This is a genomic window from Paenibacillus sp. FSL H8-0104, from assembly GCF_038050215.1.
GTDB lineage: Bacteria > Bacillota > Bacilli > Paenibacillales > Paenibacillaceae > Paenibacillus > Paenibacillus amylolyticus.
On sequence record NZ_JBBOTC010000001.1, the window covers coordinates 1,210,418 to 1,234,808 of the forward strand.

Sequence of the window (24,391 nt, forward strand, 5' to 3'; positions counted from 1 at the left end):
GTAGGGTAATAAGAATAGAAGCGGCATTGTAAAATACGCTATAATAACCATATGTGTACATAGAAATGATTACATATTGGACGCTGTGGAGAAAACAACATGTCTAATGGAGGCTCTGAGCTGGAACGTGTTATCGGTTTAGGGTGCTCCGAGCCGGAGGAATGCTTATGATCAAGCTGTTGTACTACTTGAAGAAGTACCGAGTTGCCGCGATTGCAGCCCTGGTCATGATGTTAATTGAGCTTGCGGTGGAGCTGGCTCAGCCTTATCTGATCTCCAAGATCATTGATAACGGGATTCAGCAGGGAGACCTTTCTGTCGTCTGGTTGTGGGGCGGTGTGCTGGTTGGCAGTACTGTTGTGGCTTTTGCTGCCGGAATTGCGAGTTCGTTCTTTGCATCCCATGCAAGTCTGGGGTTCGGATACGATCTGCGGGAGAAGTTGTATGAGAAAGTGCAAACGTTCTCTTATGCCGTCTTTAACCGGTTCGCGACGTCGTCCCTGATTACCCGATTAACGGGGGACGTGACCCAGGTTCAGGACACCGTCTTCATGAGTCTGCGATTCATGACACGTGTGCCCCTGGTGGTGATTGGTAGCATGATTATGGCAGTAATCGTGAACCCGAGGTTGGGTCTGCTGCTGGTTGTCATGGTGCCTGTACTGCTCATTGTTGTAGTGTGGATGATCAAAAAGGCAGCGCTGCTGTTCCGCAATGTGCAGCGCAGACTGGATGCCGTCAATGGAGTCATCCAGGAGAATCTGACAGGCATTCGGCTGATCCGTGTCTTCGTACGGATGAGCCATGAGATCGAACGCTTTGCCGGATTCAGCGGCAAGCTGATGAAAGGCACAATTTCCGCGCTGCGCTTGACGGAGACCACGATGCCGTTCATGCTGCTGATGATGAACGTTTGTATCATCGCCGTGTTATGGTTTGGACGAGTCGACATTGCCTCCGGTAATGCAACCGTGGGTGAAGTGGTCGCGGTGATTAACTATCTGCTTCGCACAATTGGTGCCATGTCTGCGTTGTCATGGATTCTGGTAACCTTCTCCAGAGCAAGCGCTTCGGCGCAAAGGCTGAATGAAGTGTTTAATACGGAGGACACGTCGGAGACTGAACAGAATAAGGCAGAATCAACGTCTGCACCATCTGCTGGATCTATGAAATCTTCGCATTTTCCGCAATCTGTATTCCCGGCGAAGAAACAGCGCGCTGTTCAGGGAGCGGTCGAATTCCGCAGTGTAGGCTTCAGTTATCCGAATAGTGAAATTACAGTACTGGATAACATCACATTTACGGCAAAAGCGGGGGAGCGTATTGCCATTATGGGAGCAACAGGCTCAGGCAAATCCTCGCTGGTACAGCTTATTCCGCGTTTATACACAGAGGATCAAGGAAAGGTACGGATTGATGGTGCCGATGCATCAGAGCTGGATCTGTCCATGCTGCGTGGTGCGATTGGTTATGTGCCTCAGGAGGTTGTCCTGTTTACCGGTTCCATCCGGGAGAATATTGCCTGGGGTCAGGAAGATGCTACCTTGGATGAGATCGTGGAAGCCGCGAAGCGCGCGCAGATCCATGAAACAATTGAGAATTTACCAAACGGTTATGATACATTGCTGGGTCAACGGGGAGTGAATCTCTCCGGTGGACAAAAGCAGCGACTTTCCATTGCACGAGCACTGGTACGTAGACCAAGAATTTTGATTCTGGACGATAGCACAAGTGCGCTGGATGTGGCTACAGAAGGCAGACTGCTCGATGCGCTGGAGGAATTGTCGTGTACCACGTTTATCATCACCCAGAAGATCAGTTCAACCACTTCGGCGGACCTGATTCTGCTGCTTGATGATGGACAACTCATTGGGCAAGGAAAACATGAAGACCTGATGGAGTCGTCAGAGCTGTATCGTCGAATCCATGAATCACAATACGGGGAGGGTGCACAGCATGTTCAAAGCATTCATTGAGCCTTTCCGTCAGCCGCCACCGCCGATTGATCCGGAGACGTTACGATCAGGCGGTGGTCGCAAACCCAAGGCACGGGCGAAGAACTGGTCAGGTACGCTAGGTCGTATCTGGACCTATCTGGCACGGCGCAAGGTTAAGCTGTCCATGGTACTGTTGATGGTGTTTGCCAGTTCCGCACTCGCTTTGCTTGGCCCTTACATGGTAGGGGTGGCCGTGGATGATTTCATCGCGGGCGAAGCCGGGGCAAGCTGGACTCGGTTTCTGATTGGATTAACCGCAGTGTATGTCTTGTTCTCTCTTACATCCTGGTTACAAAATATATGGATGATCGAAATTGCACAGGAAACCGTGTTCCGCATGCGGTATGATCTGTTCTCCCATCTGCACAAATTACCGATTCCATTCTTCGGTAAACGCCAGCAGGGGGAGATTATGAGCCGGGTGACCAATGATATCGAGAATGTCAGCGGTACGTTGAACAGCTCGGCGATCCAGATTTTCTCGAGTGTATTAACACTGCTCGGAACGTTTGGGGTTATGCTCTGGCTCAGTCCGCTACTGACCCTGCTTACCTTTATCGTTGTGCCTTTGATGGCCATCGGCATGCGTTGGATTACGCGCAGAACGGGACCGCTCTTCAAGGAGCGGCAGCGCAATCTCGGTGAACTCAACGGTTATATCGAAGAGACGTTATCCGGGCAACGGATCATTAAGGCATTCTCCCAAGAGGAGCGGGTGATTCGCGGTTTTGAGGAACGAAATACCCGCATCCGGATTTCCGGTTTCTGGGCACAGACGATCTCTGGTTTTATCCCGAAACTGATGAATGGATTGAACAACCTGAGCTTTGCGATTGTGGCGGGCATCGGTGGTATTCTGGCGATTCAGGGTTCCGTTACGGTTGGGGTGATTATTATCTTTGTGGAATATGCCCGTCAATTCACTCGTCCGCTGAATGATCTGGCGAACCAGTGGAATACGTTATTGTCCGCGATTGCGGGGGCTGAGCGTGTATTTGAGGTGCTGGACGAAGATGAGGAAGCGAAGGATGAAGGGGCAGCGATATCTCTGGACAAGGTAGAGGGAGCCGTTCGCTTTGACAAAGTATCCTTTGGATACGATGAAGGACGTAACATTTTGCATGACATCAGCTTTGAAGCCAAACCGGGGGAGATGATTGCCCTTGTCGGTCCGACCGGAGCGGGGAAAACAACATTAATTCAGCTGTTATCCCGTTTCTATGATCCAACAGGTGGCACATTAACGGTAGATGGACGCGATATGACCACCATTCGGCGTGAGAATCTGCGGTCACATATGGCATTTGTATTACAGGATTCATTTTTGTTTCAGGGTACGATTCGGGAAAATATTCGGTTTGGCCGTCTGGACGCGACGGATGAAGAGGTGGAAGCAGCCTCTCGGCTGGCGAATGCCCATTCCTTCATTGTGCGTATGAAGGATGGGTACGACAAAGTGCTCCAGGCCGATGGAAGCGGCATTAGTCAGGGGCAGAAGCAATTACTCGCCATTGCCCGGGCAATCTTGGCAGATCCATCCATACTTGTACTGGACGAAGCGACGAGCAGTATTGATACTGTTACGGAGATTAAAATCCAGGAAGGGTTGCAACGCCTGATGCAAGGCCGTACCAGCTTTGTCATTGCCCACAGGCTGAACACGATCCGTCAGGCAGACCGAATTCTGGTGCTGAAGGATGGGCAGCTACTGGAGCAAGGCTCGCATGATGCCCTGCTGGAACAAGGCGGTTTCTACAGCGAGCTGTATTACAGTCAGCTGCGTAAAAAGGCGCAATAGTCATTTTGGATAATATGGGACATGTATTAGAAAACTTGTAGGTATGTAAAATGAGCAGGGATGAGGGCACGATGCTCCTCACTTCTGCTCTTTTTGCATATTTTATTGAATAAACGTGGGAAATGGAACTGTGATTGTATGTTAAAATAAGGATATATTGGAATAGGTCCGTTTTTGGACGGTTGCCAGCGGTTTTGAAGCATGAGAATGAATTTTTACACGTATGCCTGTAGTCAGTCATGTGATGCATTAGAAGAGAGGAGGGCAATGCGGAATGGAATTCAAATTTGGGAATGCTGCTCTTCTTTTTCCCCCTTTACACATTACGATTATCGCAATCATTATTATTTTCATTCTAGTAAGGTGGAGCAAGCAGTTAGAAACAAGACGTTTTACGGTTTTCTTTTACTTTTTGATTAGTACGTTCATTACGCCAATTTATTCTCAAAGTACAACAAATGGTGTCTTTGAGCTATGGATCCCCGCAGGGTTTATTTTGGTTTTCTTTTATTTGATTCGCAGCGAAAGAAATCATCCATCTAAAATGAAAGCGAGTATCTTAGGATTTGCCATAGCCTTATATCAGTTAATTCTTCAATATGTCGGATAACGGGACAGGACAGGATAATTCAACAAGAACAAGTAAGCAATAGGTTGAAAACAAAAGAGCAGATCCTGATCACAGGACCTGCTCTTTCTCATTTAACTTTCAATAACTTTCCAGTTATTTGGCTGTTCAACCGTTAACGGTTGGTGTCTGCGAATATAATCCTCCACCAGTGCGGCCATGTCCGTGGCACCTTCGTGCAGTACCTTTTTGCCCGGATACATTGCATAATCCCCGCCGCCAGCAGCGCGGTAGCTGTTCATCACCACAGAGTACATGCCATTCATGTCCATTGGCTTGCCTTCATGTTCCAACTTCACAACTCGACTGCCAACAGGTTGGGAGATATCCAGCTCGTATTCCATGCCAGCCCACATATCGTAATTATAATGTTGAGGTTTGGGTTCTATATAAGCCGGATTAACTGCCACCTCACCAGAAGCATTCACTTCAAAGTAACGTGCCGTTTGTTCCAGTGCCTCCCGGATATCCTGACCACTCAACTCCAGCACCGTCAGAGTATTAGGATAGATGAAGTTGGATAACACGTCCCGAACGGTGATGTGACTCCCGAAACCGCGAGCTTCTTCACTCAGCATGGCGGTATTGGAGAGCTGCGCTCCAGTCGCTTCCATCTGCACTTGATGTACAAAAGCAATGAATGGATGTGCCTTGAGTCGCAGAGCCGTAGCATTGGTGATGGATAAATCCCCAGCCACCTCGCCAATGGGTTGATCAAGCCATGCTTGTGCCTCAGTTTCCAGCTCTTCCGTCAGTTTCATGACGGTTGCATTAGGTTCAACCTCATGATGTTCATCCAGAAGTAACAACCGAGCCTGCTTATCTGTAATCTGCCACTTGCCGCCCGATGATTGTTCCAACTGAAGGGATACATGCCCCGCACCATTTCCACTGAAGCCTGGCTGAATGACGGTTACACCATGAATATTAGCGGTAAGCTGACGATGCTGATGTCCGGTAAGCAACACATCGATGCCTTCGATGTCCCGACAGATGGCATAGCCTTGATTTTCTCCAGTTAACCGTTCTGCGGGCTCGCCTGTCTCCAGATCACTCTCAAATCCACCGTGATAACTGACAACCATTACATCTGGTTGTTCATGCTCATGGATATAGCTGACCCATGTACGAATCGTCTCCAAGGCATCAAGGAACTGTAAACCCTCAATATTTTTCGGGTGCTCCCAGTTCGGTATGTAGTGCGTAGTTGCGCCCAAGAGGGCTACTTTGACACCCGTAGACAAGGTTTTGATTAGATACGGAGGACCGAAGGTAGGTACATCTGGTTGCTCATCTTTTACAATATTGGCAGACAGCCAAGGGAAATTGGAAGCTTCAACTGCTCCGCGCAACAGATTCTGACCATAGTTAAACTCGTGATTGCCCATCACCGCAGCATCATAACCGAGTTCATTCAGTACCGTTATGAATGGATGCACCTCGTTTTTGGAAACCTGTGAAGCTGCATAGGAGGCCAAGGGTGATCCTTGCAGCAGATCCCCGTTATCCACCAGCATCAATTCAGGTGAACGTTCACGTTCCTTCCGAATCAGGGAAGCCAGCAGCGCAAGCCCAGCCGGGCGGTAGGCATTGGTATTGTAATGAATGGGACGGATCGCCCCGTGCAGATCACTGGTATACAGAATATCGAAGCTTGCCGTATGGTTTGTGGATGTCATTTTACAATCTCCTCTAATATATAAGTTCAGATATATGGAATTACTATAAAACGGAGAAGAATGAATAGCTTGAAGAACCGAAGTATGCGCCGTTATCTCCGATGTTCTTCCTATATCTTCAACCATAATGAGCCTATTCTAACAGATACAAGTCGCGCTGACAGCCTGACAGGAAACTTTACAAAACTCCAAATTTCGTTTCACATCGCGCTAATATTTGGCAACTATAGTAGATAAGTACTGAAAAATAGAAACTCTTTGGAGGGTGTTCGTTTGAAGAAGTCTGCTTTATTTTTACCATTGTTGATTTTGGTTCTGTTTCTGAGTGCTTGTGGGTCTAGCAGTAGTACAACAGGTTCGGCTAACGGGGATAATTCGAGTTCGAATGCATCCGGTACGTCTACGGCAGAGACAGAGAAAGCTGTCGAAGGTTATGTGCCAACTGAACTGACGGTTCAATTTGTTCCTTCCCAGAACGCAGATACGCTTGAAGCCAAAGCGAAACCGCTGGAGAAGTTGCTTGGTGACAAACTGGGCATTCCGGTAAAAGTCAGCGTATCCACCGACTACAACACAATTATTGAAGCAATGGCTTCCAACAAAGTAGACGTAGGTTTCTTGCCTCCGACAGCTTATGTACTGGCTAAAGAAAAAGGCGCTGCGCAGGTTATCTTGCAAGCACAACGTTTCGGTGTAAATGATGAGACAGGTGCTCCAACCGAAGAGTTGGCGGATTCCTATAAATCCATGTTCATTGTGAAAAAAGATTCGCCGATTCAATCCATCGAGGACCTTAAAGGTAAAAAAGTCGCTTACCAAAACGTAACGTCTTCCGCAGGTTATGTATGGCCAGCAGGTCTGTTGCTAGACAGAGGCATTGATCCATTAAAAGATGTAACACCTGTAACGTTGAAAGGTCATGACCAAGGTGTTATCGCTGTATTAAACGGTGACGTTGATGCAGCAGCTATTTTCCAAGATGCCCGCAACACGGTAGCTAAAGACTATCCGACTGTATTTGAAGATACACGAGTACTGGCGTTCACTGAGCCTATTCCTAACGATACCATTGCCGTTCGTACAGACATGAATGCAGATTGGACTGCGAAGATCAAACAAGCCTTCATCGATATCGGTAAAGATACTGAAGGTCACCAGATCATCAAAGAAATCTATACGCATGAAGGTTATGTAGAGTCCGATGATAGCAAGTTTGAGATCGTTCGTCAGTATGGCGAAAAAGTGAAAGGTGAATAATTTTGATCCAAAAGTAGTTCGGGATCTGTTCACATTGTAGTAGCTTTCTTGGATGGGAACAGCTTAATCGTAGCAATGGACAGGCCAGTTCAGCGTGATCTACGCTGCGCTGGCTTGTGCCATTATAGCAAGGACTCATGTATGGTTGATCATTATGAATGAAAGAAGGATATTGTCATGATTGAGCTTCATAACGTTACCAAAACTTACGCTAACGGCACCAAGGGCCTGGATAATATTAATCTGAAATTTGAGCAGGGTGAATTCATTGCTGTAGTGGGTCTGTCCGGTGCGGGTAAATCAACGCTCTTACGCTCCATTAACCGACTGCACGACATTAGTGAGGGCGAGATTCTGATTAACGGAAGTTCCATCACGAAGGCACAAGGCAAACGGCTGCGCATGATCAGACGTGACATCGGCATGATTTTTCAGAGCTTCAATCTGGTAAAACGGTCCAGTGTACTACGTAACGTACTCGCTGGACGGGTTGGATATCATTCCACTATGCGTACCATTATGGGTCGTTTTCCAAAAGAGGATATTGAACTGGCATTCACTGCGCTGGATCGTGTGAATATTTCGGAGAAAGCTTATTCCCGTGCAGATCAGTTGTCTGGTGGACAACAACAGCGTGTGGCTATTGCCCGTGTATTGGCACAGGAAGCAAAAATCATTCTGGCCGACGAACCGGTTGCTTCACTTGACCCACTTACAACAAAACAGGTCATGGATGACCTGAAACGCATCAATCAAGACCTTGGGATTACGACGATCGTCAATCTTCACTTTATTGATCTGGCGAGAGAGTATGCGACCCGTATTGTCGGATTGCGTGCAGGTGAGGTGGTCTTCGACGGCCCGGTAGAAGAGGCAACGGATGAGCGCTTTGCAGAAATTTACGGCAGACCAATTCTGGCTGACGAATTGCTAGACAAGCAGACTGTGCATGAGCAGGGAGAAGTTGTGGTATGAAGGGGCAGTCCAACGTTCCACTTCAGAATTCAGGCGGAGTGGGGAAGGAACCTGGTTCTAGCCCGGCTCAGGTTGTAAATCGCCCGAAACCGCCTGGGCGTACGAAACATTTGCTCACCTTAGTGATCATACTGCTCCTTCTGTGGGCCAGTGCCAAACAGACGGATGCCAGCTTCACGGAGTTGTTTGAAGGTTTTCCCAACATGCTGGATCTGCTGAAGGAGATGTTCCCGCCCCGGTGGAGTTACTTTGATAATATCGTGCAAGGCATGCTTGAAACGATTCGAATGGCCCTGATTGGGACAACCATTGGTGCGATTATTGCAATTCCAGTCTCGATTATCTGTGCCGGTAACCTGATGCCAAGTCGCTGGATCTACTATCCGGCGCGCTTTCTGTTGAACCTGATTCGGACCGTGCCGGATCTGTTGCTTGCTGCTTTGTTCGTTGCTGTGTTTGGTTTGGGGCCAATCCCCGGAATCTTGGCACTGGCTGTGTTCTCGATAGGTCTGATCGCGAAGCTGACGTATGAGACGCTGGAAACCATTGATCAGGGGCCGCTGGAAGCGATGACGGCTGTTGGTATGAACCGGATTCAGCTCATTGTATATGGCGTGGTGCCGCAACTGGCTGCCCAGTTCACATCCTATGTGCTGTATGCCTTCGAAATTAATATACGTGCTGCTGCCATTCTGGGACTGGTGGGAGCCGGAGGGATTGGACTCTACTATGAGGCAACACTTGGGTTCCTGGAGTATGACAAGACCAGCGTAATCATTCTGTTTACCCTCGTCATTGTTCTGGTCATTGATTATGTAAGTACTAAGCTGCGGGAGAAATTGCTATGATGAAAAATGAAACAAGCCGCATCCGGCCTAAACCACGGAAGAACCCGCTACGCTGGGTCATTGTGTTACTGTTAATCCTTATGTATGCCTGGGCGCTTGCCGGTGTACCGTTTACTGGTTTCAAGGAAACTGCCGCTCAGATTATGAAAGCCATTGTAGCCGGGATTTTCTCACCGGACTGGGAGTTTGTATATTTGCCTGAGGGAGAAGACCTGCTGCGCGGACTTCTAGACACGTTGGCAATCTCCGTACTAGGTACTGTAATCTCGGCCGTGCTCTGTATCCCGTTTGCCTTCTGGTCTGCCCGTAACATGAGTGGGCATCGTTCCATCTCGGGTGCAGGTAAAATGGTACTCAGCTTTATCCGCACGTTCCCTGAGATTATCATGGCCTTGTTATTCATTAAGGCAGTAGGTCCCGGATCGTTTGCAGGGGTACTCGCCCTTGGATTACACTCCATCGGCATGTTAGGCAAATTATACGCGGATGAAGTTGAAAATATCGACTATGGCCCATCTGAGGCGCTGCTTGCCTCCGGAGCCAATCGTATGCAGCAGTTGTGGTTTGCCATCCTGCCGCAGGTTATGCCTGGATTCCTGAACTATACGTTGTATCGTTTTGAGATCAATGTACGTTCCGCGACTATACTGGGTGTAATCGGAGCAGGGGGAATTGGTACACCACTGATCTTTGCATTGAGCACCCGGAACTGGCCGCGAGTAGGTATAATCCTGCTGGGTATTATCGTGATGATCACGATTATCGACCTGATCTCGGGGTATATTCGTAAGAAGCTGGTGTAGAATTAAAGTGGCGCTACGAATATATTAGATGATAAATTAAGATAAGTTGATAGCGTAAGAAGAGAGGGCTATTCGGTGCCAAAATATTGGCAAGGATAGTCTTTTTTTGTGTGTCAGACAATAAACAAAGTAGCGTTCTTGATGGTCTGCTAACGGCTGAGGAATAAGAGTATTCCAAGAATTGTATAATAATGATTGAATAATTTTCCAATTACATATAAGATTAATATGTTTCTATATAAAGGGAATTAAGGATATTAATTAATACTCTTTATAGATACCGATACAAGAAGTGAGCTTTAAAAGGAAGGTGACCTATGGAAGTATTTTATTTTATATGGATTGGGTTTATGGTACTCCTATTACTCTACAGAATGTTCTTTCAGAAGTTTAAAAAGCATAACATAGAGAATATTGGACTCAGTGCAATCCTGATCGTTTTCACGGGGAGAAGTTATCCGTATCCCCACATAAACTGGATTTTTGTCATCAGTGTTATCGCCGTGGCTGTTTATGCTGCTGTATGGAACAGTATTCTAGGTTGGAAGAAATGGAATGAGCTGGAACGTTTGAAATGAACCTAAAAAACCGAAACCATGTTACCCTGTGAATCAGGCAATGTTGGTTTCGGTTTTTTAGTTGCTTGGTTAAACGTTAGGCTTCTTTACTGAGACTTAACTAGCCAAAGGCAAAGCTTTAGTAACTTGAACCGTAATTGTCTCGGTGCTGGTTACGCCTGCAGCGTTGATCAGCTCAGCACGGTACGTGTACGTTCCGTTAGCGCGACCCGACAATTCAGTTGTAGCACTTTGGGAAGCTGGTGTTGCTGCGTTCAACGCTTGTGTATCAATCAATACATCATTCTCATAGAGACGATATTCGGTTGCATTTGTACCCCACCAGAGGTTCATGGATACGTTGTAGTTGCCGTCACCATCCCAGTTGTTTTGGGACAACGTAGCTTTGCCCGGAGCAGCATTGGTTACTTGTACCGTCAGCACGTCACTGCGTGTTGTGCCTTTGTCATTGGTCAGCTCAGCTACATAAGTATACGTGCCGTTGGCTTTGCCTGTAATGGCGGTTTTGGAGGACTGAGCCGATGGCGAAGCCGCAGTCAACTTCTGCGTATCGATCAGAACGCCATTCTCATACAGTTTGTACTCAGAACCGTTTTCACCCCACCAGAGGTTCATGCTTACGTTGTACGAACCTTCGAACAGGCCAGTGGTATATCCATTATCAGAAGAAAGCACCGGTTTACCCGGTGCTCCTGCAGCTGGAGTGGAAGGCACTTCGCCGCCACCTTGCTCTTCAGCAGGTACAAAATCATTCAAACTTCTAGGTTTCAATTGATATACATCTTTGAAAATAGCGGAAACGCCTGTGATATCGATTTTGTCACCAGCAGCATAAGGGAAGGAAGTCTCCGTCACACCTGTACGGGTGTCTACACGGATGTGTGTGCTCGTTCCATCTGCTGCTACCGCGTCGAATTCAAAAGATCCAACGGGTGTAGCACTGATGATATTCTCAATCGTTACATTTTTCAATTGAACCAGTTGACCTTGGTTCGCATCTGTAATTGCAGTAACCTCGATTGGAGTAGGTACGGAAGCCGTACCTGTTTTCTCAATCGCAACGATATCGGTAAGCTCGAACTCGCTGTTATAGATGGTTGTTGCTGCTGTTACTTTCACCTTGTCACCAGCATGGAAGCCGCTAGTGTGCTGGAATACGTAGATTCCGGCAGTTTCATCTTGAAGATAGAAGGCTTGTCCACCGAATGCACCAGGCTCTGTCGTCACAACACCTTCGATGGTTACGGTAGTGCCAGCAGCTTTGGTACGTGCTTCAGCAACTGTGATAGCTGCTGGAATCGGTCCTTCTTCTTCCGGAAGCTGTTCTGCTGGCACATTGCCAACAGTCACGGCATTGGTGATCAGGTTGCTACCATTCAGACGCAGACGCAAGCTGGCAGCGCCAGTTGTACCTGGTTTGATCCGGACGTCCAGATCTTTGATCCCGCGACCTTGGCTGTCCGAGGTTACACTGAATGTGGAGCTATACCCGTACGAAGTTGGCCAAGTACCACTTTCATTCTGGATCATGGCGACCTGTGTTCCGCCAGTCAGATAGATACCGGCACTATAACCGGATACGGTTGTGTTCGGAGCCATGTTCTCCACAACTACACGAATCTGGAAGTCTTCTGCATTCGGAAGAGTATCCTGTTTCACGAAGCTGTATGCAGCGTTCGCACTGGATGCAGGGCCACCGTAAGAACCAGCCTTGAACGTGGAACGATCGTACCACTTATATCCGGCAGCAGGTGCGGACCAAGGTTCAGCCTGTGGTTCTGTGGAAGCAGCCGGCTCTTCGAATGGCAACAGCGCTGTAGCTGTGTCCAGTTCAAGTCCGTTCACTTCAGTCAGGCTTGTGTAGTTCTCTTGTGTAGCAAGCCAGTTTACGGTGTTCACGAGCAACACGGCATCATCGGCTTCTTTAAAACCGTCATAAGTTGTTTTGCGTGTGCCTGTCTCTTCACGCAAGTATTTTGGTGATGCATCTTCTACTGGAGAGGAGTCACCGATGAAGGCAGCTTTACCTGCGCCCAGCTTGGATACAGCCACGTAAGGACCTTCTTCAATCCCGCCGCCGTTGTAGACACCTTGGTCTACCGCGTTATTCCATTTTGCGTTGGTTTTTGGCAGGTACACAATACCTTTTGCCTTTTCCGGATCGGTGATTGCAAGTGTTGAACCGGCGTGCATGGCTACAGCCGATAAGCCTTCTGTGATGCCGAAGGCTTGATCTGCCGGTACAACGATATTGGCGTTGATATCGCCAAGTGCGTTATAGCGGAAACGTACGCCGAAGTTATCGGACAACCAGTCCGAGCCGGTTACATTTTGCATCGCTTCAGAATTACGCTCATCGGTGCTCATACCTTTGGCCGGATCTTCGAATGCTCCCCGACGATAGCCGTTGATGACTTCAGAGCCATCCCAGCGGTTTTTATTACGGTCTGCATTATAGTGATCTCCAACAAAGAAGATGCTGCCGCCCGTTTCAACATATTGTTTGAGTGCTGCTTGTTCGGATGTTTTGAAAGGAATTTGAGGCTCTGCAATAACGAATACGTTATACTCTTTCAGATCATCATAGGTAAATGGAGTTGTCTTGCGAAGTTCTTTGACATAGTAACCATCATTCGCGAGTGCATTCCCGAAGTCGGAGAAACCTCCATCAATGACCCAGTCTGCAGCTCCAGCCGTTTGGCCGTGAGAGTTGTCGAACAATACTTTTTTACCTGCATTTTGGTTCACAACCTTTGCCTGGATGAACGGTGCCGGGTCTGTCGGTCCTTCCGCATGAACCGATGCATCTCCGTTCCATAATCCGACCTGAAGCGGCAAAGCCATGGACAATGCGAGGAGTGATTTTAAAACTACTCCTCGCATACCTGTTAATTTACCCAACCAAATCCCTCCCAAATATTAGTTGATTCATGAGTTCGTCCATATTCTACCACATGAAAATCTCACATAGTCATAACAATTTGTAAAAATTAACTCGATATTTGTAAAATTGGGTCTTTTGACATATCCATAGGTATTTCGGTCCCGTCATAATCCATCCAATTCTGCGTACATATTGATTTTACGCAAATAAAAAGCCATCTCTTATGAGATGACTTTGGCCCGAATTCGATTGACGGCATGGAAGACAGAGGATTTAATCATGCCTTCACTGCGATTCACCAGCTCTGCCGTTTCCTTAATGGAGTATCCATGGATGAGGCGAAGTTCTAATATTTTACGATGTTCGGTGTTGTTAATATGGGAAACAAGATCATGAACACCTTCGCTAATTTCAAGGTGGGAAGTATCGACGTGGTGGGTAGGTACCTCCAGACGGCTGTCTCGTCTGAGTGTACGGGTCCGCCTGCGGAAGCTGTCCATCGCCAGGTTACGGGCAATGCGTTTGAGATAATAGAGAATGCGATCTTCAGGGATATCCACGGTAACGTTCATTAGTCGAATGAAACAATCCTGTGCCAGATCTTCTGCATCTTGCGGTTGTTTGACAATATGGGATAGATACCTTGTGATTTCTGATTTATAGTTGATATAAGCATCATTAATTTGTGTGCTGTTCATATGATGTGAATCCCCCTTGGATACAGATCAGGCTTGGGTCCGGTCTGGTATGAGTCTCTTTATTATCCAAGTATATCGGGTGGTTGTTTCCAAAAGGTTCAGAGTTGTATCGGAGTTGTAACATTTCGTGCTTCCCTCTATTCAAGCATACCGCTTGGGATACAAAATAAAGGCAGATGAAGGAAATTCATAGAGCAGGGAGATTACGAAAGTATCATGAGACAAAAAGAGATTTTAATTATTGAGGACGAGGAGTCCATTCGCGATATTTTGTCCTATTCGTTACGTAAGGAAGGATTTGAGATCAAGGAAGCAGCTACGGGAAAAGAGGGTCTGGATCTGCTTCGGGATTCGAAGCCGGATCTGATCCTGCTGGATCTGATGCTGCCAGATATGAGCGGTTTTGATGTGTGCAGGCAACTATCTGTGAACTCCAAGATACCTGTCATCATGATCACTGCGAAGTCGGACATGCTGGACAAGGTACTTGGCATGGAGCTTGGGGCGGATGATTATATCACGAAGCCTTTTGATATCCGTGAAGTGGTTGCACGCATTCGGGCGATCTTTCGCCGGATTGATCTGATCAGCGAGACACTGGAGAATCAGTCCTATGAGGTGGTAAGGCTTGGCAAGCATATTGAGATCCGCAAGGATGAACGGGAAGTGTGGAAAGACGGGGAACGGGCAGGGCTTACGAATAAGGAATATGATCTATTGTTATTTCTCGTGACCCATCATCGTAAGGTTCATACACGTTCTGAACTGCTGGACAAGGTATGGGGATTTGATTTTGCAGGGGATACCCGAACGGTGGACATTCATGTGCAACGGATTCGCAAGAAACTGGATAGTGGTGTGCAAGGCATTTCGATGATTGAAACGGTATTCGGTGTGGGGTACAAGCTGAATATTCAGGTACAGACATGAAGTGGACGATCCAGTTCAAAATGGTGGTGTTATTCTCGGTCATTGTATTTATCGGATTCTCCGTCCTGCTGATTCTGTCCAATAAGGTAGCCCAGGAGAATATGTACCGGGAAGTGCATGAGGATATGGTGCAATCCAAAAGAAATCTGGACATTGCGCTGAATCAGTACTTTCTGATACATAACAAACGCATGAGCAGAGACTCGCTCGAAGCAGGGAGTCGCGAGCTCGCGGAGCAGATTGGATCAGCCGTTGGTGGGGAGATTATAGTATATCGCCCCGATGCTTCGCCATACGAATCTGTTGGCAGCGAGGTTAACGTTGCTAAGCGGTCTGACCATCCTGATGTGGAGGAAGCCGTACATTCCCGGATTGCTTACACCACAGTTGTGGATAAGGGTCGGGTCACAGCCAGTCTGTCCTTCCCTCTCCAGATGGATCAACAATTGATTGGAATCGTACAGATGAAGAAGGATTACACGGAATTGTTCAAACGCAACCTTCGTTTTCAAAATACAATCAAGTTTTTTGCAGCAGTTATTTTCGTATTTGTATTTATCGCATCCATCTTTATTTCCCGGAAAATTACACAACCCATCCGTGTACTCACGAAACGTTCTGCGGAAGTGGCCCAAGGAAGTCTGAATGCGGACATTCAGATTACAACCAAGGATGAGATCGGTGAACTGGCTTCAAGCTTCACCGTCATGATTGATCGGGTTCGGGAGCAGATTGATGTGATTGAGCGAGAGCGGGACGAAGTGAAGCAAGTACAGGCCAGAAGCAAAGTCTTTTTTGACAATGTGACACATGAATTGAAGACACCCTTAACGACGATTCTGGGATACGCCCAGATTTTACGGGATAACGGATTTACCGACCAGGACTTTTTTGACAAGGGCATGAATTATATCATCAAGGAAAGCCAGCGTCTCAACACGATGGTTGCGGATATTCTGGAGGTCTCGGTCTCCTCTGCGGTCATTCAGGCATACCGGTTCGAACGTATCGATATATCAGATATTATTCGTGAAGCTTGTGAGGACATGTCGATTAAGGCGAGCAAGTACAATATAGGCATTCACTATGAGCTGGAGGAACATCAGTATGTGCAGGGAGATCGGGATAAGTTGAAGGAGGTCTTCCTCAACATCCTGGATAATTCGGTCAAGTACAGTGATGTGAACTCCATTATCGAAGTACAATCCTTCAGGTTAGGTGATTCCATTGCTATTGTGATCCGTGATCAGGGGGAAGGAATCGGTGCAGAAGCGCTCCAACATGTATTTGAACCCTTTTACCAGGATAAAGGAATCAACAGGGCCGAGAAAGGCAGTGCCGGGCTGGGTTTATCTATTGTGAAGAACATCGTTGAGCGTCATGGAGGAACAGTGGAGATGAAGAGCATCATGCGGGAAGGGACACAAGTGAATATCAGTCTTCCGGGGGAAATGAACGCATGAGACATCCTGGATTTTGGCGTAAAAATCGTGACAGATTGATGCTGTCAGGGTTGTTGATCGCATTTGTCAGCGGGATTTTTGGGATTGGGAGCCTGTTCAGTCTCGGAAATCTCAAACCAAGAACGGTGATTTTGCCAAGTGAGCAGTTCAACAGCCGTCTGGCACCACCACCGAGCAGTACGATTCAGATCGAGTCGGCTACCAAGATTCCAAATAACTTTGCGATCTTTGATTTTGAAGTGTTAGACCGGAATACGATTATATTTAATCAGCCGGAATTTTCCTATTCAGGGCTCAAGCTGTCTCTTCTGCATCTGGATGATAAGGAAGTGAAGAACATTGCGGCTAATACGGATTACGGTGTAACGATCAGCCCGGATCACAAGAAAATCATTTACTCCCAGTATCGGGCAGGTCAGACGCAGAAGACAACGTATGAGTATATAATACAGAGCGGGGAACGTCGCAAGCTTCCGTACGACAACTCGTATTATCGAGTGTTTGTAGGGAACGAATCCTACATCGGTCAGGATGATCTGTTATTTAAACAAGTTGATTTGAGCCAGGGGACGAGTCATGTCATCTACACGTATGAAGAGCTGATGAGCATGTTCACAGGACCAAAACAAGGGAAAGGTTCGAGTGATACGTTTATCGTTATGGATGTGTTGCAGGTCAGTGAGGATCACCAACAGTTTTATATACTGGTGATGCTGAAAGACAAGTATGCTATCTATCGTGTATCGCTTGAGGATGAGCATGAAGTGAAGGCGTATGCTGCAATGGAGGATATTCAACAGTACAAGTTGCTGAAAAATGGTGACATGCTCATCCAGGGAACGATGAATAAGGTACAGGGGCTGTATCGGTATCATGCAGCAGAGGAGCAGTATGATCTGTTATTACAAGGTTCGATCTGGAGTTTCGATCTGGATGCAGATGAATCCCGAATAGCTTACTTTTTCCCGATGGACAGTCAGAATCAGAAAAATGAGTTGCATGTTGCCTACCTGAATGACAGCAAGATTTCGTCGGATACGGTGATCTATCGCAATATTGATAACTTCATCAGTCTGAAATGGAATGACGATGAATTATTTGCTGTAAGCAGCTCAGTGGATAAAAGTGAAATGTACCGCTTTAGTTTCAGAGCCTGGTAAGCTGCGGAAGGTATACGAATATAAGGCCTTGGTCTGATGGAGCGATAGCTGCTCTGTGGACAAGGTCTTTTTGTTATGACATGTTACAAGTTGGATACAACTCCGGCCAGCCCGGATACATCTCCACCCTATAATGATAAGGGAATGTGCTACACGAATCTATACATACAAGTTCAAAAAAACTGGTTTTCAGTACCGAGAAGATGGGATGAAGCTAGAAATGGAGTAGCAGAGCGTAGGGAAAACTACGTGAGCAACGGACATTTCGGCTGAATTCTATATTCGATGTTGATGATGTCATTAGACATCCTTCGTAATCAAAAGCGGGTTTTTTTGAACAACCTCTGTACATATTTAGCAAGTAGAAAGGAAGACATGTAGCAATGCTTCAAGTTGAACAATTATCCCACTCGTTCCGCAATGGCCAGGGAACTGTGCCGGTGCTTCAGGATATCAACCTGACGATTGGAGAAGGCAAGATGGTAGCCCTGCTGGGCAGTTCTGGTTCGGGTAAATCCACACTGCTGAATCTGATGGCGGGGCTGATGAAACCGGATCAGGGCAAGATTCTAATTGCGGGACAAGATATTGTACGTTTCAGTGAAAATCGCCTGGCTGAGTTCAGGCGCAGTCATATCGGGTTTATTTTTCAATCCTATGAATTGCTGTCCAATCTTACGATCCGGGAAAATGTAGAGTTACCCTTGGTGTTTATGGGGATAAGCCCTTCGAAACGCAAAGCTAAAGCATTAAAGCTGTTGGAACAGGTTGGACTGGGTGAAAAAACAAAATTGTTCCCGTCCCAGTTGTCGGGCGGTCAACAACAACGTGTCAGTATTGCACGTTCGCTCATTACCGAACCCTCGGTGATCTTTGCAGATGAGCCAACGGGAAATTTGGATACCGAGACGGAGGAAGAGATTATTGCGATTTTGCAGCAGCTTAACCGGGATATGAATACAACCTTTGTCATTGTGACACATGAAGCAGAGGTCGCGGAGCAGATGCAAGTTGTGCTTACACTGCAACATGGAATATTGGTTGAAGAGGCTGTAAGGGAAGTTTGAGGCAAAAGGAGAGGAAATGTGAGAATACGGGATGTAGCACGTATGGCCTGGGGACAGATCATTCGTAGAAAAATGGTCACGCTGCTGTGTATGATGGGGCTGTCCATCGGTTCTGCCGCCATGATCATTGCACTTAGTGTGGGGCAGTCTGTACAGACCTATAGCGAGAAAACATTAAACGACAATTACAAGATGGATGAAATTACGATTACGCCTAATGAGGGCATTCGTACCGGCAACGGCAAGGGGAATGGTCAGACATCGAAGTTTGAACGGGGAGCATTGACGTTGGAAAAGATTCAGATTATCCAAAGACTTCCCCATGTGGTTGCCGTGGCTCCCATGTTAAAGCTGGATTCGCTGGAAATGGTGCTTTCGGATGGTCGCAGCACGTATGTTGAGGTCATTGGTACCCAGCTGGAGACCCTGGGCGGGTTTGGATACAAGTATGCTGAGGGACGTGGGGCAGAGGATGGTCGTATGGCGGTAACCAGTTATGGGGCTGCATTTGGACTCGTGGACCCCAAAGTAACTCAGAAGTTATTTGAGCAGTTGAATGCTGATCCATATAACAATGAGCTTTTGGAGCAGTTTACGGAAATGTCTGCGAAGCAGGATCAGTTGGTTCAGCAGCTGGTTCAGTTCCGATATGAAGATTATGCGAATGCGAGCAAAACCAAAATGAGTGGTTCTATACGCGTGTCTGGAGAACTGATGAAGCCTTCCAACATGGATGATATGAGCGCTCAAAACGATAAAAAAGTATATCTGCCGCTCGATACAGCTCGTGCATTGCAGGATGAGCTTGGATTACAGCAGGCCGACAGCAGTGCGGCCAAGCATCTTAACTCGGCTCTGGTCAAGGTTGAGGACAAACGTTATGTATCCCAGGTGGAAGAACAGATTAAAAAGCTGACGTTAAACACACAGAGTAATCTGTTCCAGGAGGAAGCGATGGCAGGTCAATTGGCGATGTACCAAAAAGCGGCATTGGGGATCGGTGGTTTTATCATGCTGCTGGCCTCATTATCCATTATTGTAGCGATGATTATGTCTACGCATCAGCGTCGTAAACAGATCGGTGTGATGAAGGTGCTGGGCGCAAATCTGTGGCAGATCCGTCAGATGTTTATTACGGAAGCAGCGATGCTTGGATTAATGGGCGGCGTGGCTGGTGTGGGGATTGCCTTTGCTGCCCTCGGCGGGGTGAACAGTCTGCTGGCGAGTCAGATGGCAGATCAGATGAATGGTCCGATGACCGTCGTTATTCAGCAGTCGGCTCTGCCACTTGGCATCGTTTTTGCTATTCTGGTTGGCATTGTATCAGGTATATATCCGGCAATCAGCGCATCTCGGACCAATGCATTAACTGTGATCAAATCAATGTAATTTTATCAGCGAAAGGGAAATTGGGCACATGAAGAAATGGATTAAAATCATCATCACTGTTGTACTTTTGGCAGGTGCAGGATACTGGCTGTATGAAAAGTACAAGCCAAAACCGGAGGCACCTATAGAGATTCCGCCCCCGATTACCTTTGATGTGACACAGGAAACAATGACGCAAACGATACAGGTGAAGGGGAAATCCGTATACACCGATCAGACGGATATCTTTGCTCCGTATGCTTCCAACATCAAGCAGTGGCATGTGAAAAGTGGTGAGCAGGTGAGCAAAGGTGATATCCTGTTTACCCTCGATACTTCCACGTTACAAACGGAAGTAGAACAGTTGCAGAGTGATCTGGAGAAAGCTCAGCTGGAAAACAAGATGAATCAGGTTACCCTGGATCAGGCGAATATGAGTGAGTCCCTTGGCGTGACGGAAGAGGAGCGCAAGAAGGCATTTGCAGATCGGGAAGGTAAACGCCTGACGAATGAATTGAATCAAAAAGCGCTGGTCCTCAAGGAGAAGGAGATACAGAAAAAGCAGGCAGTTATAAGTAAGTCTGTTGTGTATGCTTCCGCTTCCGGTATATTTCAGATGAATGAAGAGGATAGCAAGACACGTGCGGTGACGGAAGGACAGCTGATCGGGTCCATTACAAACATCAGCAAACTGAAATTTATGACGATTGTTGGTGAGGAAGAAATGTTCAGGCTCAAGGTGGGCATGCCGGTTAAGGTGCGAATGACAGCGCAGAAAGACCTGCAATTCACCGGGAAGGTAAGTAAGGTGTCCAAATTCGCCCGCAAGAGTACCGATACGGACCTCAAGCAAGCTTCACAGTTTGACGTGGTCATTGATCTGAAGCCGGACGCCAGAATGTATGGAGGCGTGAGTCTGGAAGGCGATATCGAGACGATGCGGAAGGATAAAGTGACGGTAGTGTCCAGTCTCGCGATCATGCGGGATCAGACCGAGCCTTACGTACTGTTAGACAAGGGCAATGGACAAACAGAGCCGCTGACGATCCAGGCTGGAATGGAATCGGGGGACAAGACGGAAGTGGTTAGTGGCTTGAAACCGGGAGACATTGTCGTTTTGCCTTAGATGTAGAATATAAGAACAAGGCATATATGTAATGATTAGCTAGACGAACGGTTAATTCGGCATTGAAAAACACGAGGTTCATTGTGGCAGATTGCCACGATGGACCTCGTGTGTCTTTTGGAGCAAGGGATGTCCAGATTCCTGCCTGAATTATGGAAAAAAATATAATTAAATTTATATAATTCAATTTACAGTAAAATTTACATGTCGTATAATCAGAACATAAGGAGGTGACACCGAACATCATGTTTGTAGATGGATAGGCGAAGGCCTTTTTTTTAACCGTTTGAAGAAAGCGCTTACCCAATTTAGGATTCAGACATCCCATAAGTCATTGTTCACACTTCTTCATGTCTAACACACGTTCAACCACACCCACCATATTATACTCATTCACATGATTCGCCCTCACACACCATTTGTTTGCTCAAGATTCCAGTGATACAACCATTTCTTTTGGAGGTGATACAACCAACTCATCCGAACGTTCTCTTCGTGCTAAGCATCATAATGACACAGAGGATCAGACATGAGTACAACCCAATCTAACTAAAGGAAAGGTGGAACTATGAAGACTAAATTGAAAACCAAATCGAGAGGTAAGAAGATCCTGCGCAAAGGTGTAAAACAAATGCTTGCAGCAACGCTGCTCGCGGCGGGGATTTTCCCTGGACTGTCTCCAGGCTTGACTCAGGCGGCTGAAGCACATGTGGATAATCCATTTGTAGGGGCAACCGCGTATCTGAACGAGGACTATTCAGCTCTCGTGGATACGTCCATTGCATTGACCAACGATGCGTCGTTGAAGGCCAAGATGGAGACGGTCAAATCGTATCCAACCGCAGTATGGGTTGACCGGATTGCTGCAATCTATGGCGGGACGGACAACGCTGGTCGCAAAAGTGTAGAGCAACATCTTGATGCCGTTCTCGCTCAAAAGAAACCGGGTACGCCTATAACGGCTTCATTTGTTATCTATAACTTGCCTGGACGGGATTGTCATGCACTCGCATCGAATGGTGAGCTTCCACTAACACAGGCGGCACTGCAGACATATAAAACGGATTATATTGATGTGCTCGCAGATATCTTCGCAGATCCGAAGTATCAGGATATTCGCATTATTGCTGTCATTGAACCGGACAGTCTGCCTAACCTCGTGACCAACCTGAGTACACCAGCTTGTGGTCAAGCCAGCTCAACAGGTATCTATGAGGCGGGTGTGAAGTATGCATTGGACAAGCTGCACGCCATTCCTAATGTGTACAACTATCTGGATATCGGCCACTCCGGCTGGCTTGGATGGGATAACAACCGTTCTGCAGCAGTCGCGCTGTATACAAGTGTTGTGCAAGGGACAGCCGCAGGTCTGAGCAGTGCAGATGGCTTCATTACAAATACAGCAAACACTACACCGCTGGGGGAGCCGAACCTGTCTAACCCTGATCTCAATATCGGTGGACAACCGATTAAATCTGCCAAGTTTTATGAGTGGAATCCTTATTTTGACGAAACCGATTTCACTGCTGCGCTGTATGCCGATTTCGTACAAGCTGGCTGGCCAAGCAGCACAGGTTTCCTGATTGATACTAGCCGGAATGGGTGGGGCGGGGTAGACCGTCCAGCATCTGCTACGGGCAGCAACATCAACGATTATGTGAACTCCGGACGTGTAGATCGCCGGGAGCATCGGGGGAACTGGTGTAATGCCAGTGGCGCAGGTATTGGTGAAGCACCTAAGGCTGCACCAGGACCAGCGCATCTGGATGCTTATGTATGGGTGAAACCTCCGGGTGAATCCGATGGCTCCAGCTCCGAAATTCCGAATAACGAAGGCAAAGGTTTTGACCGGATGTGTGATCCAACCTTCACAACTCGGGATGGTGTATTAACAGGTGCGTTGCCTAATGCTCCGGTATCGGGTCACTGGTTCCATGATCAATTCGTGGCACTGGTGAAAAACGCATTCCCTGTACTTCCTGCAAGTAACGGTGGAGGTAATCCTCCGGGCGGAACAACAGCTCCGGCAGCACCAGCAGCATTGACAGCTTCTGCCGGTAACGCTCAGGTCTCCTTGACGTGGACTGCTTCCACAGGGGCTACAAGTTATAGTGTGAAGCGGGCACTGAGTGCATCAGGTCCATTCACAACAGTTGCAGCTAATGTAAGTGGAACATCTTACAGCAACACCGGTCTGATCAATGGTACAACCTATTATTATGTGGTAACGGCAACAAATGCAGTAGGTGAAAGTGTTAACTCTGCAACAGCAACAGCTACACCTGTTGCAGGTGTAACGGCGCCAGCTGCACCGACTGCTCTCACAGCAACTGCAGGCAATGCACAGGTGAGCCTGACGTGGACCGCTTCTATAGGTGCAACAAGTTATGATGTGAAACGCGCACTGAGTGCAACAGGTCCGTTCACAACGATCGCGGCGAATGTGAGTGGTACGTCCTACACCAACACTGCCCTGACGAACGGCACAACGTATCATTATGTGGTAAGTGCAGTGAATGCAGCAGGGCAAAGTGCCAATTCCGCTGTAGCTTCCGCGACACCTCAAAGTGTCGTTGTACCAACGAGTGATCTTGTCGTGCAATATCGTGCTGGAGATACCAATGCTCAAGATAGCCAGATCAAACCGTATTTCAACATCAAAAACCTGGGCAGTACTGCTGTGAATCTGAGTGATCTGAAGATCCGGTATTACTTCTCCAAAGAAGGCTCGGCTGCGATGGATTCTGCCATCGATTACGCTCAAGTTGGCGGAGCCAATATCCAGCGGACTTTCACAGACTCGTATGTAGAGCTGAGCTTCACATCTGCCGCTGGCAGCATTCAGGCTGGTGGACAGACTGGAGACATCCAGCTTCGCATGTACAAAACAGACTGGTCCAACTTTGACGAGACTAATGACTATTCCTTCGATCCAACGAAAACATCCTACCAGGATTGGAACAAGGTAACACTCCACCAAGGTGGAAACCTGGTATGGGGTATTGAGCCTTAAACTTTAATTGTAACTGTCTTAACCGCGATCCTCTGTGTGTTAGAGGATTGCGGTTTTTTGCTATGCATTACAAGGAGTCATTCTAGATTGAAGTTCTTGATCAACTGAGGAACGTAGTG

General features: G+C 47.3%; 18 protein-coding genes. 15 read left to right on the forward strand and 3 right to left on the reverse strand.

Features of this window, described 5'->3' with window-relative positions:
• The first annotated feature begins 167 nt into the window (after positions 1-167).
• The 3 genes from NST38_RS05395 to NST38_RS05405 all read left to right on the forward strand — a co-directional run bounded on the left by NST38_RS05395 (position 168) and on the right by NST38_RS05405 (position 4,405).
• Complete coding sequence (locus NST38_RS05395; protein WP_101314699.1) at positions 168-1,976, forward strand: ABC transporter ATP-binding protein; 1,809 nt, start codon at positions 168-170, stop codon at positions 1,974-1,976.
• Positions 1,957-3,795: an ABC transporter ATP-binding protein gene (locus tag NST38_RS05400; RefSeq protein ID WP_100526568.1), complete on the forward strand. Its 1,839-nt coding sequence runs from the start codon at positions 1,957-1,959 to the stop codon at positions 3,793-3,795. The genes NST38_RS05395 and NST38_RS05400 overlap by 20 nt, the downstream gene beginning before the upstream one ends.
• A gap of 274 nt (positions 3,796-4,069) precedes the next feature.
• On the forward strand, positions 4,070-4,405 hold the full coding sequence (locus NST38_RS05405) for a hypothetical protein (protein WP_101314700.1): 336 nt from the start codon (positions 4,070-4,072) through the stop codon (positions 4,403-4,405).
• A 92-nt stretch (positions 4,406-4,497) separates the two neighbouring features.
• Here the strand turns inward: NST38_RS05405 and NST38_RS05410 are convergent, their stop codons facing one another.
• On the reverse strand, positions 4,498-6,102 hold the full coding sequence (locus NST38_RS05410) for a bifunctional metallophosphatase/5'-nucleotidase (protein WP_101314701.1): 1,605 nt from the start codon (positions 6,100-6,102) through the stop codon (positions 4,498-4,500).
• Between the two features lie 258 nt (positions 6,103-6,360).
• On the opposite strand from NST38_RS05410, the gene NST38_RS05415 reads away from it, so the two are divergent.
• The 5 genes from NST38_RS05415 to NST38_RS05435 all read left to right on the forward strand — a co-directional run bounded on the left by NST38_RS05415 (position 6,361) and on the right by NST38_RS05435 (position 10,563).
• Positions 6,361-7,359: a phosphate/phosphite/phosphonate ABC transporter substrate-binding protein gene (locus tag NST38_RS05415; protein ID WP_373865020.1), complete on the forward strand. Its 999-nt coding sequence runs from the start codon at positions 6,361-6,363 to the stop codon at positions 7,357-7,359.
• A gap of 177 nt (positions 7,360-7,536) precedes the next feature.
• The gene (gene phnC, locus NST38_RS05420; RefSeq protein ID WP_101314702.1) at positions 7,537-8,334 is read left to right on the forward strand and encodes a phosphonate ABC transporter ATP-binding protein; all 798 of its coding nucleotides are present in this window, start codon (positions 7,537-7,539) and stop codon (positions 8,332-8,334) included.
• Positions 8,331-9,182: a phosphonate ABC transporter, permease protein PhnE gene (phnE, locus tag NST38_RS05425; protein WP_036672541.1), complete on the forward strand. Its 852-nt coding sequence runs from the start codon at positions 8,331-8,333 to the stop codon at positions 9,180-9,182. The genes phnC and phnE (NST38_RS05425) overlap by 4 nt, the downstream gene beginning before the upstream one ends.
• Positions 9,179-9,985 (forward strand): phosphonate ABC transporter, permease protein PhnE, encoded by an 807-nt coding sequence (gene phnE / locus NST38_RS05430; RefSeq protein WP_101314703.1) that lies wholly within the window; start codon positions 9,179-9,181, stop codon positions 9,983-9,985. The genes phnE (NST38_RS05425) and phnE (NST38_RS05430) overlap by 4 nt, the downstream gene beginning before the upstream one ends.
• A 317-nt stretch (positions 9,986-10,302) precedes the next feature.
• Positions 10,303-10,563 carry a hypothetical protein gene (locus NST38_RS05435; RefSeq protein WP_101314704.1) on the forward strand — a complete coding sequence of 87 codons (261 nt, stop codon included), beginning with the start codon at positions 10,303-10,305 and terminating at the stop codon, positions 10,561-10,563.
• Between the two features lie 96 nt (positions 10,564-10,659).
• On the opposite strand, the gene NST38_RS05440 is transcribed toward NST38_RS05435, so the two are convergent.
• Together NST38_RS05440 and NST38_RS05445 are read right to left on the reverse strand one after the other, a co-directional pair.
• On the reverse strand, positions 10,660-13,446 hold the full coding sequence (locus tag NST38_RS05440) for a DUF5689 domain-containing protein (protein WP_373888076.1): 2,787 nt from the start codon (positions 13,444-13,446) through the stop codon (positions 10,660-10,662).
• A 222-nt stretch (positions 13,447-13,668) separates the two neighbouring features.
• The gene (locus NST38_RS05445; RefSeq protein ID WP_036606312.1) at positions 13,669-14,145 is read right to left on the reverse strand and encodes an RNA polymerase sigma factor; all 477 of its coding nucleotides are present in this window, start codon (positions 14,143-14,145) and stop codon (positions 13,669-13,671) included.
• A gap of 216 nt (positions 14,146-14,361) precedes the next feature.
• Between NST38_RS05445 and NST38_RS05450 the strand changes: the two genes are divergently transcribed.
• From NST38_RS05450 to NST38_RS05480, 7 genes are all read left to right on the forward strand, one after another.
• Positions 14,362-15,075: a response regulator transcription factor gene (locus NST38_RS05450; protein WP_036606313.1), complete on the forward strand. Its 714-nt coding sequence runs from the start codon at positions 14,362-14,364 to the stop codon at positions 15,073-15,075.
• Positions 15,072-16,538: a sensor histidine kinase gene (locus NST38_RS05455; protein WP_101314706.1), complete on the forward strand. Its 1,467-nt coding sequence runs from the start codon at positions 15,072-15,074 to the stop codon at positions 16,536-16,538. Before NST38_RS05450 ends, NST38_RS05455 begins: the two co-directional genes overlap by 4 nt.
• Positions 16,535-17,698 carry a hypothetical protein gene (locus NST38_RS05460; RefSeq protein ID WP_101314707.1) on the forward strand — a complete coding sequence of 388 codons (1,164 nt, stop codon included), beginning with the start codon at positions 16,535-16,537 and terminating at the stop codon, positions 17,696-17,698. Before NST38_RS05455 ends, NST38_RS05460 begins: the two co-directional genes overlap by 4 nt.
• 383 nt (positions 17,699-18,081) lie before the next feature.
• Entirely contained in the window at positions 18,082-18,765 is a 684-nt protein-coding gene (locus tag NST38_RS05465; protein ID WP_036606319.1) for an ABC transporter ATP-binding protein, read from the forward strand.
• A gap of 18 nt (positions 18,766-18,783) precedes the next feature.
• Positions 18,784-20,154, forward strand: coding sequence for an ABC transporter permease (locus tag NST38_RS05470; protein WP_101314708.1), 1,371 nt, complete (start codon positions 18,784-18,786; stop codon positions 20,152-20,154).
• Positions 20,155-20,182: 28 nt separating this feature from the next.
• A complete protein-coding gene (locus tag NST38_RS05475) occupies positions 20,183-21,259 on the forward strand; it encodes an efflux RND transporter periplasmic adaptor subunit (protein WP_047841820.1) in 1,077 nt (358 codons plus the stop codon).
• Positions 21,260-21,827: 568 nt separating this feature from the next.
• A complete protein-coding gene (locus NST38_RS05480) occupies positions 21,828-24,272 on the forward strand; it encodes a glycoside hydrolase family 6 protein (RefSeq protein WP_180361862.1) in 2,445 nt (814 codons plus the stop codon).
• Positions 24,273-24,391: the final 119 nt, after the last annotated feature.